At 37.2% G+C, this 19148-nt stretch carries 19 protein-coding genes and 1 riboswitch; of the genes, 9 read left to right on the top strand and 10 right to left on the bottom strand.

Annotation, left to right across the window (positions count from 1 at the left end):
* Window positions 1–53 precede the first annotated feature (53 nt).
* Window positions 54–1043: a hypothetical protein gene (locus tag K9B36_RS04915; protein ID WP_223700865.1), complete on the top strand. Its 990-nt coding sequence runs from the start codon at window positions 54–56 to the stop codon at window positions 1041–1043.
* 696 nt (window positions 1044–1739) lie between these two features.
* On the opposite strand, the gene K9B36_RS04910 is transcribed toward K9B36_RS04915, so the two are convergent.
* The 3 genes from K9B36_RS04910 to K9B36_RS04900 form a co-directional block, all read right to left on the bottom strand.
* Window positions 1740–2378 carry a hypothetical protein gene (locus K9B36_RS04910; protein ID WP_223700864.1) on the bottom strand — a complete coding sequence of 213 codons (639 nt, stop codon included), beginning with the start codon at window positions 2376–2378 and terminating at the stop codon, window positions 1740–1742.
* A gap of 56 nt (window positions 2379–2434) precedes the next feature.
* Window positions 2435–2854 carry a hypothetical protein gene (locus K9B36_RS04905; protein ID WP_223700863.1) on the bottom strand — a complete coding sequence of 140 codons (420 nt, stop codon included), beginning with the start codon at window positions 2852–2854 and terminating at the stop codon, window positions 2435–2437.
* A gap of 336 nt (window positions 2855–3190) precedes the next feature.
* Complete coding sequence (locus K9B36_RS04900) at window positions 3191–3550, bottom strand: hypothetical protein (protein ID WP_223700862.1); 360 nt, start codon at window positions 3548–3550, stop codon at window positions 3191–3193.
* Between the two features lie 551 nt (window positions 3551–4101).
* Here K9B36_RS04900 and K9B36_RS04895 point away from each other — a divergent pair.
* The 4 genes from K9B36_RS04895 to K9B36_RS04880 all read left to right on the top strand — a co-directional run bounded on the left by K9B36_RS04895 (window position 4102) and on the right by K9B36_RS04880 (window position 7606).
* Window positions 4102–4686, top strand: a complete 585-nt coding sequence (locus K9B36_RS04895; protein ID WP_223700861.1) for a DedA family protein — start codon at window positions 4102–4104, stop codon at window positions 4684–4686.
* Window positions 4687–4705: 19 nt separating this feature from the next.
* Window positions 4706–5485 carry an undecaprenyl-diphosphate phosphatase gene (locus K9B36_RS04890; RefSeq protein ID WP_223700860.1) on the top strand — a complete coding sequence of 260 codons (780 nt, stop codon included), beginning with the start codon at window positions 4706–4708 and terminating at the stop codon, window positions 5483–5485.
* 87 nt (window positions 5486–5572) lie between these two features.
* Entirely contained in the window at window positions 5573–7240 is a 1668-nt protein-coding gene (locus K9B36_RS04885; RefSeq protein WP_223700859.1) for a DUF2339 domain-containing protein, read from the top strand.
* Between the two features lie 105 nt (window positions 7241–7345).
* Window positions 7346–7606, top strand: a complete 261-nt coding sequence (locus K9B36_RS04880) for a hypothetical protein (RefSeq protein ID WP_223700858.1) — start codon at window positions 7346–7348, stop codon at window positions 7604–7606.
* A gap of 147 nt (window positions 7607–7753) precedes the next feature.
* Here K9B36_RS04880 and K9B36_RS04875 read toward each other — a convergent pair whose 3' ends face one another.
* The 3 genes from K9B36_RS04875 to K9B36_RS04865 all read right to left on the bottom strand — a co-directional run bounded on the left by K9B36_RS04875 (window position 7754) and on the right by K9B36_RS04865 (window position 13626).
* Complete coding sequence (locus tag K9B36_RS04875) at window positions 7754–8794, bottom strand: ribonucleotide-diphosphate reductase subunit beta (protein WP_223700857.1); 1041 nt, start codon at window positions 8792–8794, stop codon at window positions 7754–7756.
* A gap of 19 nt (window positions 8795–8813) precedes the next feature.
* Window positions 8814–11075, bottom strand: a complete 2262-nt coding sequence (locus K9B36_RS04870) for a ribonucleoside-diphosphate reductase subunit alpha (RefSeq protein WP_223701005.1) — start codon at window positions 11073–11075, stop codon at window positions 8814–8816.
* Window positions 11076–12459: 1384 nt separating this feature from the next.
* Window positions 12460–12653, bottom strand: a riboswitch (cobalamin riboswitch).
* 139 nt (window positions 12654–12792) lie between these two features.
* Complete coding sequence (locus K9B36_RS04865) at window positions 12793–13626, bottom strand: STAS domain-containing protein (protein WP_223700856.1); 834 nt, start codon at window positions 13624–13626, stop codon at window positions 12793–12795.
* A gap of 214 nt (window positions 13627–13840) precedes the next feature.
* Here K9B36_RS04865 and K9B36_RS04860 point away from each other — a divergent pair, with 214 nt between their 5' ends.
* Window positions 13841–14743, top strand: a complete 903-nt coding sequence (locus K9B36_RS04860; RefSeq protein WP_223700855.1) for an aldo/keto reductase — start codon at window positions 13841–13843, stop codon at window positions 14741–14743.
* Between the two features lie 35 nt (window positions 14744–14778).
* On the opposite strand, the gene K9B36_RS04855 is transcribed toward K9B36_RS04860, so the two are convergent.
* Window positions 14779–15009: a hypothetical protein gene (locus tag K9B36_RS04855; protein ID WP_223700854.1), complete on the bottom strand. Its 231-nt coding sequence runs from the start codon at window positions 15007–15009 to the stop codon at window positions 14779–14781.
* A 406-nt stretch (window positions 15010–15415) separates the two neighbouring features.
* On the opposite strand from K9B36_RS04855, the gene K9B36_RS04850 reads away from it, so the two are divergent.
* Window positions 15416–16678, top strand: coding sequence for a dicarboxylate/amino acid:cation symporter (locus K9B36_RS04850; protein WP_223700853.1), 1263 nt, complete (start codon window positions 15416–15418; stop codon window positions 16676–16678).
* 122 nt (window positions 16679–16800) lie between these two features.
* Here K9B36_RS04850 and K9B36_RS04845 read toward each other — a convergent pair whose 3' ends face one another.
* The 3 genes from K9B36_RS04845 to K9B36_RS04835 are packed head-to-tail and all read right to left on the bottom strand — an operon-like array spanning window position 16801 to window position 18066.
* Window positions 16801–17115: a DMT family transporter gene (locus K9B36_RS04845; protein ID WP_223700852.1), complete on the bottom strand. Its 315-nt coding sequence runs from the start codon at window positions 17113–17115 to the stop codon at window positions 16801–16803.
* A gap of 1 nt (window position 17116) precedes the next feature.
* Window positions 17117–17470, bottom strand: coding sequence for a DMT family transporter (locus K9B36_RS04840; protein ID WP_223700851.1), 354 nt, complete (start codon window positions 17468–17470; stop codon window positions 17117–17119).
* Window positions 17470–18066 (bottom strand): TetR/AcrR family transcriptional regulator, encoded by a 597-nt coding sequence (locus K9B36_RS04835; protein WP_223700850.1) that lies wholly within the window; start codon window positions 18064–18066, stop codon window positions 17470–17472. Before K9B36_RS04835 ends, K9B36_RS04840 begins: the two co-directional genes overlap by 1 nt.
* Window positions 18067–18245: 179 nt before the next feature.
* On the opposite strand from K9B36_RS04835, the gene K9B36_RS04830 reads away from it, so the two are divergent.
* Window positions 18246–18398 (top strand): hypothetical protein, encoded by a 153-nt coding sequence (locus K9B36_RS04830; RefSeq protein WP_223700849.1) that lies wholly within the window; start codon window positions 18246–18248, stop codon window positions 18396–18398.
* A gap of 13 nt (window positions 18399–18411) precedes the next feature.
* A complete protein-coding gene (locus tag K9B36_RS04825) occupies window positions 18412–18741 on the top strand; it encodes a hypothetical protein (RefSeq protein WP_223700848.1) in 330 nt (109 codons plus the stop codon).
* Window positions 18742–19148 lie beyond the last annotated feature (407 nt).

Here is a 19148-nt window from a genome sequence, read left to right as displayed (position 1 = left end):
CTAATCTATTTCATTTATTTGTCATTCGGATGTTTACTCTTAGGGGGGATAACTTGAGAACCGTTTCGATTATAATTGGAACAGCTATTTTGCTGATGCTTGTAACCCTTACAATTAATCATTACCGAATATATTCTATTGGGAACTCTGAAAGGGAAATCCAAAGTTATCTTAATTCAAGATATGAGGAAAAGGGAGTAAGTCCACTTCTATTGGAGTTATATCCTGTTGAGAATTCTGATACGATGGTAGCGACCTATTTACATAGAGAAGAAAAAATGGGAATTATTATATTAAAGAAGGGCTTTAATCAATCTTTTAAAGTAGTAAAAATGCTGGATACGAAACCTTTCTATATGGAAAAAATAGATACGAATAAAGGAAGCTTTACTTTGTTCGCTGGAGAAAATCTGCATTTGGCAATAAAGACTATTTCTTTTGACTTACTAGAATCCAAGGAAAGAAAAAGCATTAAGATTCCTCCTCATAAATATTTTACACATATAGAAAAAGTTGAAACACACTCTATAGATACTTTGTCGGCTACCTTTCATTACCGAACACTCCGCGGTGCAATTGATTCCTTAAAGCCAGGTCATATTGAGATGGAAATTATGTTTATTGATGAATACAATCAAACGTTTTTGCTGCACTCCTTGATTGAGCAAAGACTACAAACAGTTTTAGGTAGCTTTGAACATACAAACGAGGGTTATCTTGTTAATACAATTTTAGAGCCTGATACCTATTCCATGACAGATGGAAAAACTTTTTGTTTTGAAGAGAAGAAGTTAATTACTTCAGAAAAAGAGCTAGTCTATCTGCATGGACTAATTCCAGATATGGAAGCAGTAAATAAGGTCATATTGGAAGTTGTATTAGAAGACGAAATGATATACCAAGCTGCAAGTGAAGTGAAAAATCAGCAGTTTCTCCTAAACGTGCAAATTCCAGAAGAAATACTCTTAGGAGGCAAAGTGAAAAAGAAATTCCATTTATACGATAAGGCAGGAAGATACCTAGGAACCGAGGGGAAGCTATGAGTTTCTACATTATGAGGAGTGAATAGAGGAGACACTGGGTAATCTAAAATGGGTAAAATGAAGGTAGTCAGGTAGGAAATTTAGATAAGGTTATAAACTAGACAATCAAAAGACCGTCCAATTATCTAGTATTGGAGCGGTCTAATTTTTTGCGGGTTCTTTACTGATATATATATGTTTGTAGAAAGAAATATTCTGTAGAATGCTAACAACTAGCAGAACAAACATAAACCAAAAATACAAGGTATCATGTATAACTAACGCGATTACGGACGCCACTAACATTAAAAATGAAGCCATGATACTAATAACAAATATTATTTTACTTAATTTCAATGGTTTAATACCTCCAATCAACTTAATAAAACCCTGTTACACCGTAGTCTCGGCGCAACCCTGCGACACACGGGGTCTCTAAGCCTTCTGTTTCGATCCCAAGTGAATAACTAATTGCAAAAACAGCCTAAAATACAAATAAAATATCAGCTTTTTGTATATATACCCCATTCTGATTTCTATATGTGTAATTATACATGATAAAACCTAGTCCCTTCATTATATTTTTGAAAAAAACTACAAGAGCTTCTTTTAATATGGCTGTCGTCAAAAAAGGGGCTTAATAAATAACCGAAATTAATATCAAAAAGGGTTAAGGGGGAAGGGGAGAAGAAGTGGAAAATAACTAAAATAATAAAATCAATCATTTATATGAATTAATTCATGAACATCCTTTAAGAACTCATCGCTAGATTCATGCCCAATCCAACCATACTCTGGAGCGAAACTGGAACTGCCTGTTCTTAATAGATTTCCACTACGGTCCTTTTCTTCAAAATCAATCACAATGGTATTATTGAAAGTTTTGGCAGGGGTTTCCACAACGGCATTAATGGACCTAACGGTATACGTGATCTCAACATCTAATCCTTCTGGAGTCTCTGTCCAACTTTCCCCTGCCACTGGTGGATAGGATATAATTTTTGTTTTCGGAAATGCTCTGATATCTTTTGCTGTCCAGTTCTCTGGAAAATTTTCCGATAAGACGATATATCCAAAAATTCCATCATCCAATCTTTCATAAAAGTTATTAGTTTCTGATATTTCATCTGTTTCTAATTGTTGAACAGTTTTAACCTGGGTTATATTGCTATCAGGTACTTGACTATAAAGAACTCTATATTCGGTATGCTCCTTTTCCTCCACATAACGCATAAATGTGTAGTCACCTCTAGTTGGTAATACAGAAGGTTCCTCATTAGCTGATTCCGATTGATTACATCCAGTAAGAATAGTCACACCAAAACATATCACAAAAAGAAAGCTGGAAAGTTTCATTCTTTTTTCCTCCAAGTAAATAGATAGTTGTAGTGTAACCATTTATCATAAATACATTAGGGAGTAAGATTTAATTGTTTTTGAAAAGAAGTGGAATCTTGTGAAAAGTAATAAAACATCGGATTGTTTTTTTCCTTGTTGAATATAAGCATATACGGTCTTTCTCCTATAGGGAATATAAAAATAACCTCTTTTACAGGGTCTTTTAAAAGTTCATGATTAACATTTATTGCTGGCTCAAACGGAACTTTAACCATGCTCCCTGTCCTTGGTGTTGGATTGAGTTTAGGATACAGACTCTCTATACTTTTTACTAACTTGAGTGCTTCGTCTTTTTTTGCTTTATCCAATGGGAAGGTCTGTACTACTTTACTTTGTGCAACATCAAAGACCTCAATTTGCAAATTTGCTTGGGCTAGTGTGGAATGGTTGGTAAATATGCAAACTAAAAATAGAAGGAATAATCGTTTTTTCATTAAGTTCACCTCTATTTTAGTATGCAACTAATGGCTGCTTTTCACACTAAATGTAACTAGTCTTCATTGCCCAAAAATCGGTATCCTACGAATAATATGACAATACAGAAGAAGGTAATGGCTAGAAGGTCGTATCCTATACAGAAGGTTTCAAAGCAAAAGGTCCCCATATAATCACCTCAATATTTTTAATAGTCAGTTAATTAATACTGTGCTAATACAAGTTTATTGTCATCGAAGAGAAAAGAGCACCTGAAAAAAGGTATGGTTTAAAGACATAGAAAGCAAAAAGCCGAGCCGCCAGAAAAATAATTGGTTTCCTGGCGATCGACTACATTATTCCTCTTTGTCTTTTTCCTTTTGTACTTGTATCAACTCTTCAAGAAATGCCACTGCTTCTTCTTTGTCATAGGTGAATAAAATCATATCATCTGTCATGTAACCAGTATATTCAAAAATGAGATAGGCAGGAGATTGCTCTATTTTATAGCGAGAATATTTTTCATTTGCATTCTCTAGCCCTACAATTACTTCGCCCGTTCTTTTTATAAGATCAATATCCTCAATCTCAGACAAAGCTGCATCTTCTTGATGATCGACAACTTCCACATATGAATAGCGGTCAGGAATATCTGGAGCTTGTCCACAAGCTGTTAGAAAAAGAAGGAATGTGGAAAGAAGAAAAATCTTCTTCATGGACATTCACCTCACTTCGTTATAGACAATCTTTTATATCTTTCGACAAATTGGAGGAAAATCCTCTTTTGAAAAGGCAATTTACACATATTTTTATTTTTGGACGGTTTAATTATTGAATGGTGAGGACATAGGTTTTTTCTCATCCGATTTGTTGTCAAAAAGCAACTGACTCGTAGGGACTTTCTGTGCTCAGTGGTGGGGGGGCGTGTCGATTTGTGTCGAATGGCATTTATATTACCTAGATTGGACGATAAAATGAAAAATCGGCTTATATATTTAAAAGTTGGACTATAAAATGAAAACTTAGATTATAAAACGAAAACGTAGATTATAAAACGAAAACTTGCGGATTGATACTAGTTTGTGCGGGGAACCTTGACAAAAAAGTCTGACTGGCAAGTAAAGTGAAGGGTGCCTTGCATTGGATCCAAGCTTTTCGTCTACTTTGATGTAGTCCGAACCTCGCTTTTTATGATTTTTAGATGAATATCTTGGACTTGCTCTCATATATTGGTATGGACAACATTACCTTAAAAGAGGCGAGATATATGGAGCAGTTTTTTCTTGCAGTTTTTGAAATTTTCACAGGCTTAGGTGTGATAGGAATTGCGCTTGGGTTAATGATTGAAATCATACCAAGTGAGATTGTTCTTGGATATGGTGGATACCTAATTTCTAAAGGAGAAGTAGGTTTTATTAGTGCAGCTGTTGCAGGAGTATTTGGAGGAACCCTGGCACAGCTTTTTCTTTATTGGGCAGGAAGTTATGGAGGTCGCCCCTTTTTAGAAAAGTACGGTAAGTACATATTTATTCAACCCAAACATCTCGATTTATCAGAAAAATGGTTTCAAAATTATGGTCCTATTGTCATTTTTACTGCTCGTTTTATTCCGGTTGTTCGGCACGCAATATCAATTCCAGCAGGTATCGCAAAGATGAGATTTCTGCCATTTCTTTTATACACAGTGGCAGCAGTGATTCCATGGACCATCCTATTTCTTTATATAGGCTTTGAGCTAGGTGAAAACTGGCGTGAAATCAAAGAAGTCGCCGAGCCATTAATTGTTCCCATCAGCATTTTAATAATATTGGGTGCTATCACTTATTTTGTATTTGATCGCAAGCGTGAATAAACGGGGGAGGGAATAATGTATGTCCATATTAGAAGCTATCATCTTAGGTATTATTCAAGGGTTAACTGAATTTTTACCAATTTCAAGTACGGGTCATTTGTATTTAGGCAGAAACTTATTTGGCCTTAAAGATGCTGGTTTATTACTAGATACAATGATGCACTTTGGAACACTGATTGCGATCTTGTACTTTTATCGAGAAGAATTCGCAAAGATTATCCGTAATCCTTTTCATAAGCTTACATTGCTACTAATCATAGGAACCATTCCCGCAGTAGTTATTGGATTGACCTTTAAAGATTATTTTGAAGAGATATCCAAAACAGGGGTTACAATTGGTTGGGAATTTCTAATTACCGGTGCTTTTCTTTGGTTTGCTGATAGTATTAAAAAAGGATCCAAGAAGATGGAGGAAATATCCTGGAAAGACGCCCTCTTTATTGGCTCTTTTCAGGCAGCGGCAATCTTTCCTGCGATATCACGTTCAGGCTTAACAATTGCTGCTGGCTTATTCAGAAAATTAGACAGAGAAACAGCGGCATACTTTTCCTTTCTTTTATCCACGCCCGCCATTGCAGGAGCAGTTTTTTTACAAACCGTAGAGGTAGCTCAAGTTGGACGGGAGGATATCTCTCTCACTGCTTTGCTTGTAGGCATTGTATCTTCCTGTTTGTTCGGTTATTTTGCTGTAAAATGGCTGATAACTTATCTAAAGAAACACTCACTCCGAATGTTTGCCGTGTATGTTTGGATCCTGGGAATAGCAGTCCTTATACTTCAACATTTTAATTTATTCTAACTGTTGACAGTCTACTTTGTCATAGTAAGATAAAAGGTGTGGATGTATTTACCAATAGTAAGGTATCTCAACATTGGGGTGAGGAAGATGGATCATGAATCGAAAATTAAATCGTTAGAAAACAGAGTGCACCATTTGGAAAATGAAATTTCACGATTACATGAATTGGTGACTGAAATAAAAACAGGGTCAAATCGCTCCGCTGGATGGGAAAAACCGGTAGAACGTACAGAAAAAGTGAACAAAACAATTTTTAAACCTATGAGGGAGATTCAACCATCACCAACTGCCGAAACAACGGATTGGGAGAAGATTCTCTTGCAAACATGGCTTCCTCGTGTCTTTATTTTAGTTCTGATTGTAGGAGTTTTATGGGGGTTTAAGGCAGCATCGGACTATGGTTGGCTAAATTCATCTGTAAAAGTTGGTCTCGGTTATCTTACGGCGTGTATGCTACTTTATGCCGGCTATAAACAGATGCATAAAAAGCGTGAAGTGCTGGGGCAGGTTCTATTAGGCGGAGCTATTTCTATCCTCATGCTAACAACCTTTGCGATGCACATTTTGTATGGAATGGTGGGCCCGACTTTTGCTTTTATATTGCAGGTCATTTGGATTATTTTTGGAGTATGGCTGACAGTCAGATTTAAAACTCAAGTACTCGCAATGATCAGTGTTTTAGCAGGGTTCCTTGTTCCATTTTTAATAGAAAATACGAACCCATCTATTTTTATTTTTATTGGTTATGAAACAATTTTGTTTGTTGTCTTTTTATACTTGGCTATTCAATTGAGTTTTCCTATCCTTTATGTATCGTCATACATCCTTTTAAATGGAACATTGATGGTGTATTACGGTTTTTCACCGGACATTGAACAGGCATTTTTACTTGCGACGGCGATTATTATACAACATGCAGTTCTGCTCTACTTTTTCCTTACCACAGATTTCTTTTGGAAAGTCCAGGCAGTTACATTATTTAGTAGTGCCTTAATCACTTATTGGTGGGTAAGTTTAATCTACCAGGACCTCTCGATTACTCTATTCTTACTGCTAGGGATCGGCACCTATATTGCCCTTTCTTATTTATGGAAAGATGATAAGAAGCGGGTGGATGTACTGGCAACCAATGGGCTTGTATTTCTCTTTTTCTTTTTCTTTCATTTTATAAATGAGGAAATTGTTGCAGGACTATTATTATTACAGGGGGTAGCTGCCTTTTATGTGGCAGTAAAATATAATAGTTTAATCAATAAGATTCTTGCTGTCTTCATCTATTTTGTCGGAACGGTGATGGTTTTGTTCTCTTTTATCGAGACTCCATTGTCCATTGAGACATTGCAGTGGATGATCTTATTGGTAACATTATCTCTAGGTATCTGGATTAACTGGAAAAATAACCAAGAGTCCAAGGGTAAAGTGTTAACGATAGGTAGCATTGCTTTTACAGCTTTTACTCTAATCTTTGTCAGTCAATTCACATTGGCTATTACAAAAGATTTTGATTATGAAACACGCACTTTATGGTTAAGTTTTGCTTGGATAGCTCAGGCGGTTCTTACGATTATAGTAGGACTATGGCTTAAGTTTAAACAGGCAAAATATATTGGGGTAGGTTTGCTGGTACTTACTCTTGTAAAGCTGGTGTTACTAGATCTTCCTTTTATTCCTATTCAATTTAGAGCACTATTGTTTATTGTATTGGGTATTATTGGTCTGATTGTTTCCCGCACTTTTTATCAAAAAAATAAATAGAAAATCCTCATCTTGTTTCTATAAATGACTCTTCTTAAATAGCCTATCTGTATTTTGCGAAAAATTCTGTTAAAATAGATATTAGGGTTATAAGGGGGATGGGGAGTGTTCAAAAATATTAAATCTCGTAGAAAATCATTTGTACTATTACAGCTATCCTTATTTTTCATTGGTCTTTTTTTAGGTGGATTAGGGGTTTATATGGATAGCACAATACTTTTAGGTTGGATGCTTTGGCTCGTAAGCGGAGCCTTTCTTTTTAGAGGTGTGGAGATGCTACTATTAGATAAGCAACGTTCGATAGGGTATTTTTTGATAGGAAGCCTTTATCTTTGCGTTACATTGTTCTATTATCCTGTTTGGTAGAAGTAATTAACGATTGTCATGATTAGGACTGCAGACAAACTCGATTAAAGTCGTGGTTGCCTACAGTCTTTTTATTATTCATCTTGTAAAATAAAATAGCATGTGTAAGTCCATAGATGAGAAAACTACCTTATGCTATGCTCCTCTTTACAAGTCATCAAATCCATTATCCACAACGTTCACTTTCGTATATTGTCTGGATTTTTGTTCGAAAAAGTCCGATTTCCCAAGATCTACTTCTTCGTATGCTTTAATCCATTTAAGCGGATTGGACCGGTACCCTTCAAAGGGACGGTCAAAGCCTAATTGATGGCACCTTACATTTGCATAAAATTTGATATAATCGTCCACTTCTTGAATATCGATACCGCTTATTTTCTCTCCAATAATATGCTTTGCCCACTCTATTTCCAATTCAGCAGCTTGTACAAAGGTATTTTCAACAAACGATTTTAACTCGGTGTTATCATATTCTGGATATTCCACTAGAGTTTCCTTAAATATCTTCACAAAAAGATCTACATGTATCTGTTCATCACGGTTGATATAATTTATCATCGTGCTGGATCCGACCATCTTTTGATTTCTGGCAAGATGATAAAAAAAGGCAAATCCAGAATAGAAAAACAGACCTTCTAAAATGACGTCGTAAACGATTGAGTGAAGAAAGCTTTCAATATCCGGTTTTTCCGTAAATGACGCATAGCCATTGGTTATAAAGTCATTGCGTTTTCTTAAAGTAGGTTCTACTCGCCAGTATTCAAATACTTCTTCCTGTTGTGAACGGGACACAAGACTCGATAAAATATAAGAATAGGAATGGTTGTGAATGACTTCTTGTTGAGCAAGCATGATCATGAGTGCATTGAGGCTAGAATCTGTTAAATAATCTGCAACTTTTCCTGCATAATCTGTTTGTATGCTGTCTAAAAGAGCAAGTAGTCCAATAATTTTCAAGAAAGCTTCTTGCTCATTATCCGTAAGTCCTTGAAATTGTTTTATATCCTGTGCCATATTGATTTCAAAGGGAGACCAAAAGTTGGCCAACATTTTTTTGTATTTAGGATAAGCCCAAGAAAAAGCAACATCATCCCAGTTTAAAACATTAGAGCTTTGCCCATTAATTATTTTTGTTGATCGATTTGGTGCGTCTGCATCCATTATGAGTCGAGCTTGAAGAGAAGTCATCTTATTCCTCCTAGGTCATTCAGCTTGCGCATGAATCACAGTCTTCTATTTCTTTTGAAGTAGATCTTACATAATAAGTTGTTTTAAGACCCTGCTTCCACGCATCCATATGCAAATCTAATAAAGCTTTTGCTTTTATCGTATTTGTAACATACAAATTAAAAGAAATTGCTTGGTCGACATGCTTTTGTCTTGCTGCGTTCTGCGCAATACTCCAATGCTGATCTATATGATAGGCTGATTTGTAGAGCCATGTTGTAGCAGCGTTTAAGTCGGGTGCCGTAACAGGGATTTTATAATCTTTCTTTTCTTCAGAATACATTTTCAGAAAAATAGGATCAATGCTTGCAGTACTACCGGCAATGATCGATGTAGTTGCATTAGGAGCAACAGCCATAAGATATCCATTTCTTAATCCAGTTTTTCTCACTGTGGCTTCGAGTACTTCCCAGTCGAAGGTATTATCAGTACGATAAAACCTTTTCTGGAAGTACTCGCCGCTATGCCAATCAGAGCCTTCGAATGCAGGGTAGGCGCCCTTTTCACTAGCTAAGGCTGCACTCGCTTCTATAGTGTAAAAAGCAATTTCTTTATAAAGTGTATCCGCATAAGCAACAGCCTCTTCACTTTCCCATTTTATCCCTTGCAACGCTAATAGATGATGCCACCCGAAAGTACCAAGCCCAATCGAACGATATTTTTTATTAGATAACGTAGCTTGAAGAACAGGTATGGTATTTAAATCAATCACATTGTCTAGCATTCGGACTTGGATTTTTATTAGTCTCTTTAAAACATCAGCACTAACCGCGCGGGCAAGATTTATTGAAGAAAGATTGCAAACAACAAAGTCACCAGGTGTCTTTACTGTAACAATTGAGCCATCTTTGACAAATTGCTCTTTCGTTGTGGTAGCACTCTGATTTTGGGTTATTTCTGTGCAAAGATTCGTACAATATATCATTCCTTTATGATGATTGGGATTCATCCGGTTTACTTCATCACGGTAGAACATAAATGGAGATCCAGTTTCAAGCTGTCCGCGCATAATTCCTTTCATAATCTCGATAGCAGGGACTTTTTCCTTTTGTAAAGAAGGGCTGTTTACACACTCCCAATATTTATCACGAAATTCACCTGCCCCTTTTTCTTTGTCGAAGGAATCTTCAAGAGAATATCCCATGACTGTTCTAATTTCGTGAGGATCAAATAGATACCAATCTTCCCGTTTTTCCACCTGTTCCATAAATAAATCCGGTATGCATACTCCGTTGAAAAGATCGTGGGCCCGCATTCTCTCATCCCCATTATTCAACTTACTATCAAGAAAAGAGAAAATGTCTTTATGCCATACATCTAAATAAACAGAGATAGCTCCTTTTCGTTGACCAAGCTGATCGACGCTGACTGCAGTATTATTTAATTGCTTCATCCAAGGAATAACACCACTAGATACACCTTTGAAGCCGCGAATATCACTGCCTCTGCTCCGGATTTTCCCAAGGTAAACACCAATTCCGCCACCAGATTTTGAAAGATTGGCAATATCGGTGTTGCTATCATAAATTCCTTGTAAGCTGTCGTCTACTGTATCAATAAAGCAGCTTGAGAGTTGCCCGTAGCTTTTTCCTGCATTGGAAAATGTAGGGGTTGCAACGGTCATATATAGGTTGCTGAGTGCCCAATAAGCTTCTTTTACTAGTTCGAGTCTGGTTTCGGCAGGTTCTTTTGACATTAACGTCATTGCAATAATCATAAATCTTTCTTGTGGAAGCTCCCAAAGCGATTTGCTATAATCTCTTGTTAAATAGCGGTCAGCTAAGGTCTTTAGTCCGATGTAGTTGAACAGCTTGTCATGTTCAGGAATGATTGCTTTTTCTAAATATAGAATATCCTGCTGGCTGTATGACTCTAAGAGAGAAGTATGGTAGATTCCCTCTGTAGTCAAGGAGTGTAAGAGAAATGAAAAGTTTTCATAGGGCTTTGATGTCCCTCTAGTAGAGCACACTTCCGCATATAGACTTTTGAGTAATAATCTTTCTGCAATATAGGTCCAGTCGGGCTCTTGTTCTGTTAATCTATTAAGCGCCTCTAGTATAAGTTGAGGCAAGAATTCTGAGGGATCTGCTTTTTCTGTTATTTTCATTGCTTTGCTGATAAATGCTTCTGTTTGTAGGGAGGGGAATTCTGCTAGGATCTCGTGTATCCATTGGTTATCGTTTATTGTTGTTGTGCTCATTTTGTTCAGCTCCGTTTCTTGATTTTTGGCTTTTGTGAGAATATGTAGGGTATTGTTATAACATCCTGTTCCTTTGCGTTTCAGGTGATCGCTTTCCGCGGGGCGGTGAGGGAGCCTCCTCGGCTGTGCCTGTGGGGTCTCCCGTCTACCGCTATCTCCCGCAGGAGTCGATCACCTGCCATTCCAATCCACAGGGGAGAGCACTTTAGATGTGATGACCTTCTTTACATTGCTTATTAAAGTTTTCACTTGGAGAGCTAGCCTGAAAAAATTAGAGTAGCTTTTTAAATCCCTGTTCATTTGCGTTCTAGGTGATCGCTTTCCGCGGGGCGGTGAGGGAGCCTCCTCGGCTGTGCCTGGGGGGTCTCCCGTCTACCGCTATCTCCCGCAGGAGTCGATCACCTGCCAATCCAATCCACAGGGGAGAGCACTTTAGATGTGATGACCTTCTTTACATTGCTTATTAAAGTTTTCACTTGGAGAGCTAGCCTGAAAAAATTAGAGTAGCTTTTTAACTCCCTGTTCCTTTGCGTTCTAGGTGCTCGCTTTCCGCGGGGCGGTGCAGGAGCCTCCTCGGCTGCGCCTGCGGGGTCTCCTGTCTACCGCTATCGCCCGCAGGAGTCGATCACCTGCCACTCCAATCCACAGGGGGGAGCACTTTAGATGTGATGACCTTCTTTACCTACCTATAGATTTCTGTTTCAAATAAGCAACATGCGATTCTAAGTACCCTAGCTGTGAATCGGAGCGAAAGGCGGAGACTCCAGCGGGAGATAGTGCTTTGGGAAGACCCCGCAGGCGTTTAGCCGAGGGGGCTTCCCAAGCACCTCGCGGACGCGAAGCCTTTCGTGAAGAGGAACAGCGGTGTTCAAAAAGACCTCTTTAAGTTCCATGTACAAGTGGATGCCTTCCTAAGAGATTCCTTAAATAGAAAGCTATCCCTTTATCAACCTATTGATCTCTGTTTCTAATGAGCATCATTCCATTATAAGAATCCTAGCTGTGAATCGGAACGAAAGGCGGAGACTCCTGCGGGAGGTAGTGCTTAGGGAAGACCCCGCAGGCGTTAGCCGAGGAGGCTTCCCAAGCGCCCCGCGGACGCGAAGCCTTTCGTGGAGAGTAACAGCGGTGTTCAAAAGGTAACTAAAAAAATTCATTGTCAGAGTTATATCTCTTAATATAAAGATTCCTAAAAAGTCAGGTTATTCTTTAACTACCTATGGATTTCTGTTTCAAACGAGCACCATCTGATTCATGTTAACCCACCTGTGGGTCGGAACGACGTAATCAAAAAAAATCCACTCAAATTTTGAGTGGATCAAACGATAGTAGAAGATGTAGGATGGATTTCTTCCATGGAAAAAACAAATGAAAGGATCAGCCTAATTTCTAAAATCGTTTCATCCTCTCAATTCCCGAAGAAAAAGAAACGTATCGGTAAAAGGCAGGTCTCCTGGCTCGTGCTTCATCCTTCATTGAACCTTCCCGTACAAGAGCCGTAAAGCCTCCTTATACAGTGGTGAATCAACTTGTCTGCACTTACAGTTGCGGGGACAGCGCTGGACTTACACCAGCTTCCCTATTAAGTCTTCGAAAAGACACCTTTATCGTTAAATACTATATATAGTTATTTATATTAGTTTCGTTACTGTATTTAGTGTTTTGCTAATATCTATCATATAGTAACGAAAGAGGAATTACAATACACAAATTTAAAAAGCCTCAAAAAAAAGAACTGCGAACTCGCAGCTCTTTTCTCTTAATTTGTTATTTCTTGGAGGATTTGCTCTATCGAACCTGTAATCTGAATGTCTGTTAAACTCACACCAGTTGAGATGAATTGTAAGCTTAATTCTGGTCTTAGTCCGGTAATAATAGGGGTGATACCAATCAATTTTAAAGATCGAATCAGCAAGTCTATTGTATGCAGAACTGTTTCATCTAATTTATAGACTCCTGAGAAGTCGACAATCAATTTGCTGATGGATAAATCTTTGCTTTTTTGCAAGGTTTCTTCAATAAGGATGCTTGCTCTCAAATCATCTATTTCCCCAACAAGCGGAAGAACTCCTAAACCTTGGAATAATGGTACAATCGGGATGGATAGACGAATAAAGTTGGTTCGCGTTTCCTGAAATTTTTGTTCAGATGCTAATGTGAAGGCATGGCTAAAGCCATAAACTACGATATTAAATATTTCATCAATAAATATAAAGATTTCTGTAAGCTCTGGTAATTGTATTCCAGCGTGAGATCCTTCTTTTTCGATAAAGTTCCAAAAGCACCTTTTATATAGAGTCATATTAGATAGCGCCTTCTCTAAAGAGCCACCAGCTTGAACAGACATGAAGCCTACCGATTCACCCCAACTTTTTGCTTCATCCAGCACTTTATTTTCAGGGTCCTTTACATAGCTTCCAACAAATTTAATCAGCGTCTGAAAGACTTTTTTAATTTGTTCTTGAGTAGCGGGATCGTCATATTGAGGCATATCGGGGTGCTCTTTTTTAATTTCACTTAAAATCTGCTCAGAAAACTCTACATATAATTCCTCTAATTTGTTTCCAATTTCAATATGTACCGATGTTGTCATAATTAATCCTCTCTTTTACCTATTTAGTCTGCTTTACCTATTTAGTCTGTTTTACCTATTTAGTCTCTATTATCTATTTTAATCAATTATAAGAAGAATGTATATCATTACATCAAGAGAATATCATAGAAGATAAAAATTTGAAGTGCAAATTAGTAAAGTTAAAGAGAACCTTGTATAATTTCATATGAGATTACATAAGGAGTGGTGTTAATTGGAAAAAATAAATTTATCAAATGATGTTGCTATTTCGAGAATTGTTCATGGTATGTGGAGGTTAGATAGCTGGGGATTTGACGCGCAGCAAACTCTTTCTTTTATCGATAGTTGTCTAGATTTTGGTATATCCACATTTGATCATGCGGATATTTACGGAAATTATACTGTGGAAGAAATGTTTGGAAAAGCTTTAGCATTAAATCCAGCACTAAGAGAAAAAATGCAGATTGTAACAAAATGTGGTATTAAACTGATTTCGGCGAATAGGCCAGACCATAAGCTTAAATATTATGATACGAGCAAAGAGCATATTGTGTGGTCTGTAGAGAACTCACTGAAAAATCTTCATACAGATTATATTGATGTCCTTCTGCTTCATAGACCGGACCCTTTAATGGACCCAGCTGAAGTGGCAGAGGCGTTCTCACAATTGAAAAAAGAAGGGAAGGTAAGGGCGTTCGGTGTATCTAATTTTAAGCCAACAGCCTATCGTTTACTAAACTCTTATCTAGATACTCCGCTCGTAACAAATCAGATAGAGATTTCTGCAACACATTTAGAGCATTTTACTGAAGGAACTATTGAAACTTGCCAGCAAGACAGAATATCACCAATGGCTTGGTCACCACTTGGTGGAGGGTCAATATTCACCAGTGAAGAAGAAAGTGTCCGTCGAGTTCGTATCGTTCTTGAGCAAGTAAAAGAGGAGCAAGGTGCAACATCGATAGACCAAATTCTTTATGCATGGCTTTTAACTCATCCTGCAAAAATTATTCCAATTGTGGGTTCAGGTAAGATTGATAGAGTGCAGGCAGCTGTTGAATCTCTAAACTATACGTTAACTAGAGAACAATGGTTTAAAATATATGAGGCATATCGCGGAAAAGAAGTGGATTAGAAAAAGCAGGCACTATGGCCTGCTTTTTTTAATAGTTAAAACTTTAGCTGGTTATTTCTTCTATCAACAAATTTTTTGAAGATGTCGGAAAAAAACATCAAGGCTATTAAACCGAATATTAAATACGATAGATTTAAGTATAATGATGGATCTATCCGAATATGGCTACCACCTGCAGCTGTTTTTAAAATTTGATAGGAATCAATCGCAACCTTAGCAGCAATTAAGACAAAAGTCGATACCAACACTCTCCAAAGTAGTTTCAATAAAACATCCTCCTAAATTAGCATGAAAAATTTTCTATATGTGAATGCTATAAAAGTTTAAATAGTGGGTAAATAAAGATAGAAAATCATTGTTAAATATATCAAATAAATTGTAAAAAAACAATATGACTTTTGTACTTATATTTGGAAATAGATTTCCTGGATAAGTGGTTATCCCTTTACAGTTTATTATATTGAAAGTAAAATATTTAAATTGACGCAAGTGAAGGCTTTTTATCAAGGAAGGATAGAAATGAGTCATTTTGGGGATTTCTGCACCACGCCCACCCATTACAGCAACATCTTAATAAGTAAGTAAATCACAAGGTGCTAAAAATAGCTCACACTTATTTCCAATGTAGTCTTCGAAAAAAATTATAGTGATATTGTAAAAGGAGGGAAAGTTTTGAAAAGAAAAAAATTATCACTCACAAAGAAAATAATAATAGGACTTGTATTGGGTATAGTGTTTGGTCTGGCTATTAATATATATGCTCCAAACTATTATTCACCTTTAGATACCTATTTGTTTCAGCCACTTGGAACTATTTTTCTGAACTTAATTACCATGCTGGTGGTCCCTATTGTCCTTATCTCCATTACACTAGGAGTAGTGGGGCTTGGGGACACGAAGAAGCTTGGCACAATAGGACTCAAAACAATATTGTATTTTTTGGTGACCACATGTATTGCCATAACAATTGGTTTAACGCTCGCTTCTGTTATTCAACCTGGTTTAGCAGGTAACTTTGAAGAGATGACGGTTGAAGGTTTATCTGAAGAGGAAACACCTGAAGCAGCTCCTCCAGTTACAGAGACCTTATTGAACATCATTCCTAAAAATCCTTTCCAATCTTTAGTAGAAGGAGAGATGCTTCAAATTATCGCTTTTTCTATCTTACTAGGTTTTGCTATTAATGCTCTGGGAGATAAAGTTGCAGGGGTCAAAACTTTTTTTGAACAGGCAAATGAAATAGTCATGCTCCTCGTTCATATCGTAATTAAAACTGCTCCATATGGTGCATTTGGTTTAATCGCTTCCGCTGTTGGAGGATTAGGTATTGATGCCATTAAAGCAATGAGTGCCTATTTTTTTGTAGTTCTATTGGCGCTATTTATCCACTTTTTTGTTACATATGGTGGAGCGATTTTCTTTTTAGGTAAAACGAATCCACTAACGTTTTTCAAACGATTTTTACCAGCCATGAGTGTTGCATTCAGTACATCAAGCAGTAATGCTACATTACCAGTATCAATGGATGTGGCTCAGGAGAATCTTGGAGTGCCAAAACGAATCAGCAGTTTTGTTCAGCCATTAGGCGCAACAATAAATATGGATGGGACTGCAATAATGCAAGGTGTAGCAACAGTATTTATCGCACAGGTGTACGGAATTGATCTTAGTCTTACCCAACTTTTAACTGTTGTAGGATTAGCGGTGGTTGCAAGTATTGGTACAGCGGGGGTGCCTGGTGTAGGGTTTATCCTGCTTGCAATGGTTCTGCAAGAGGTCAATCTTCCAGTTGAAGGTATCGCATTAATACTAGGTATTGATCGTTTACTTGATATGACCCGAACTGCTGTTAATATAACTGGGGATGCAGCAGGTGCGTATGTTGTGGCTAAATCAGAAGACAGCACCGTACGAATACCTGAAAAGGAAATGTAGGTTCTTGGATTTCATAAAATAACAAGGCATATATTTATAATAAATCATTAATCTAAAAAGGGACCGGGGGGTTAGTCCGGTCCTTTTTTTAATATATTATCATAGATTTTTCGTACATGCTCTTAGGAAGTTATTTTTAAACCAACAACACCGATTATAATAAACGAAAGCAGTAGAAGGCGGATGAAGCTTTTTGATTCCCTGAAAAACAGCATACCAAGCAGTACGCTTCCTGCTGAGCCAATTCCGGTCCAGACAGCATAGGCAGTACCCATCGGTATCTCTGTTAAGGCAAGGGATAGAAAGTAGAAGCTAGTCATTCCTATTAGGACAAAGAAGATGGAAGGAACAAGACGCTTGAAGCCTTCAGCCAATTTAAGAGCAAGTACTGCACCGATTTCACAAAAACCAGCAATTATTAGAAAAAGCCACGCCATATTATTCTTCCCTCCTTTGTGCATCTGATTGAGTTTCTGTTGGGGTTGTTAACTTGAGCCCGACTATTCCTGCCAGCATTAAGCCAATAAAGAAAAGTTTAGAAGCATTAGCGGACTCTTGGAAAAAGAATATCCCGATAACAGCGGTTCCGGCTGCTCCAAAGCCTGTGAAAATAGCATAGGCTGTACCAATAGGCAGAAACTTCAGGGATTTGGAAAATAAGTAAAAACTGACAGCCAGAGTGGCAACGGTTAGGATACTAGGAATTAAAATGGTAAATCCATTAGAAAAACGTAAACCAAGCACCCAAACTATTTCAAGTAAACCCGCAATAAATATATATATCCAATGCATCAAGTTTTTCCTCCTGTTTCAATACCATTCCAATAATGGTTAAATGCATGTATCACTTTTTGATTATATTGATCGCTAGGGTAGAAAAAGCGTTGAACAAATAAGCCGTCGACTAAACAATAAAATGCATCAACTAGTGGTTTTAATGGTTGTGGATGTATTTGACCAGACTGAAAAGCCTCCGCAAAAATACCGTTTATAATTTTCGTGGTATATTCCTCACTCTCTTTAAACTGTTCATGGATAAGATCTTGAAACTTTTCTTCAGGAAAAAGCATCGAACGTTTATAAAGCAAACCAAGATCCTCTTCTTTCCAGAAATTGACCATTTTTTCTACAATAAGAAATAACTGTTCCTTTGCATTATTTTCAAAAGCTTCAACTTTTGTTAGGTTTACACGTTCTTTAAATATAAAAATTAAATCTCTAATAACTGTCTTATATAATTCATCTTTATTTTTATAATGAGCATATAAGGAGGGCTTTTTTATACCTACCAGCAGGGCTACTTCATTTAGAGAGGTTCCATAATATCCTTTTTGGGCAAACAGATGTAGAGCGCTTTTCTTTATTTTTCCTGTTGTGGGGAGACTCATAAACTTTTATACCTCGTTTCCCTACCTAACGTTCGTTAGGCGATTAATTGATTTTATTTTACTACTAACAAATTTTATTATCAACAATATCAGGACACCGACATTTTACTTAGATCTCATCAGGTTTTATTCAACTGCCAAAGGGTATATATTTTTATAAGAGATGAGGAGGAACTGATGTGAAGAAAAGTTTGACAAAAAAGCTTGAAATAAGGCAAGCGTTATTCAAATCGCATGCTGAACACCGGGCCAAGGGGCATGCCACACGTTTAATAACTACACATCAAAGAACTCAAAATAATACACAAAAAATTTTAACTAGAGAGCAGTAAGGAGGATATTCCCATGAGTGACAGCACATTACAAAAAAAGAGTCAAAACCTAATGGAAAAGTCAAAATACGCTCAAGATGGTTCCAGTCTAGAAAAAGATGCGAAAGGTGCAAGAAGAGTAAATAGACATTTGGAGCGCGAAAAAGTGCGGAAAGAACAAAAAAACCTTCAACCAGCATATGAAGTGTTTGTAAACGACAAATCGTTTCGTGTTACAGGGGTGAACTCAGAAACTGAGGCAATTGATAAATTGTCGAAGTGGAGTGCTTTTCATAACATGGTAAACAAAATGAAAGAAAAAGAGGAAGACGTTAATATCCATGCACAACAAATTCATAAATAGGAAAACACGCCATATTTCTTGAATGTGGCGTGTTTTTCTATGGTTTATGGAAATTATAAAAAGCTCCCATAGTGAATACTTACTCAAAGGGAAGTAGCATCAAGATATCCAGAGACTATCAAACTTCCCTCTCCTTAAGACTAGCATCCATGTATTTCTTTTAACTCATATGGCTCAGTCTAATGTGTACGTCTTTAAGCGGGCGACTTGCAATTTTGGGCTGAGAATTTAGACACATTGGAAGGATCTGATTCTATTGGTATCTATACCAAAATAGACCCAAGTGAAGAAAAACCATCGATAGCCGGCAACCGACCTTCTTCCGAGAAATGTTGGATAGAACCAAAATGATTCTCCGTTATTTAAACGAATGTATGTGTATCGAAACATGCATCTACGTAAAGCAC

It is taken from the genome of Sutcliffiella deserti (assembly GCF_020037475.1).
GTDB lineage: Bacteria > Bacillota > Bacilli > Bacillales > Bacillaceae_I > Sutcliffiella_A > Sutcliffiella_A deserti.
The sequence above is the reverse complement of the archived record's forward strand: the minus strand, read 5'-3'. Positions and strand labels throughout refer to the sequence as shown.

Bases quoted from the DNA above. Each gene is read 5' to 3' on its own strand.
- K9B36_RS04910 (WP_223700864.1), bottom strand. From the start codon at position 2,378: ATGAAACTTTCCAGCTTTCTTTTTGTGATATGTTTTGGTGTGACTATT.
- K9B36_RS04840 (WP_223700851.1), bottom strand. From the start codon at position 17,470: ATGCATTGGATATATATATTTATTGCGGGTTTACTTGAAATAGTTTGG.
- K9B36_RS04890 (WP_223700860.1), top strand. From the start codon at position 4,706: ATGTCCATATTAGAAGCTATCATCTTAGGTATTATTCAAGGGTTAACT.
- K9B36_RS04865 (WP_223700856.1), bottom strand. From the start codon at position 13,626: ATGACAACATCGGTACATATTGAAATTGGAAACAAATTAGAGGAATTA.
- K9B36_RS04885 (WP_223700859.1), top strand. From the start codon at position 5,573: ATGGATCATGAATCGAAAATTAAATCGTTAGAAAACAGAGTGCACCAT.
- K9B36_RS04845 (WP_223700852.1), bottom strand. From the start codon at position 17,115: ATGGCGTGGCTTTTTCTAATAATTGCTGGTTTTTGTGAAATCGGTGCA.
- K9B36_RS04875 (WP_223700857.1), bottom strand. From the start codon at position 8,794: ATGACTTCTCTTCAAGCTCGACTCATAATGGATGCAGACGCACCAAAT.
- K9B36_RS04895 (WP_223700861.1), top strand. From the start codon at position 4,102: ATGGAGCAGTTTTTTCTTGCAGTTTTTGAAATTTTCACAGGCTTAGGT.
- K9B36_RS04825 (WP_223700848.1), top strand. From the start codon at position 18,412: ATGAGTGACAGCACATTACAAAAAAAGAGTCAAAACCTAATGGAAAAG.
- K9B36_RS04835 (WP_223700850.1), bottom strand. From the start codon at position 18,066: ATGAGTCTCCCCACAACAGGAAAAATAAAGAAAAGCGCTCTACATCTG.
- K9B36_RS04900 (WP_223700862.1), bottom strand. From the start codon at position 3,550: ATGAAGAAGATTTTTCTTCTTTCCACATTCCTTCTTTTTCTAACAGCT.
- K9B36_RS04905 (WP_223700863.1), bottom strand. From the start codon at position 2,854: ATGAAAAAACGATTATTCCTTCTATTTTTAGTTTGCATATTTACCAAC.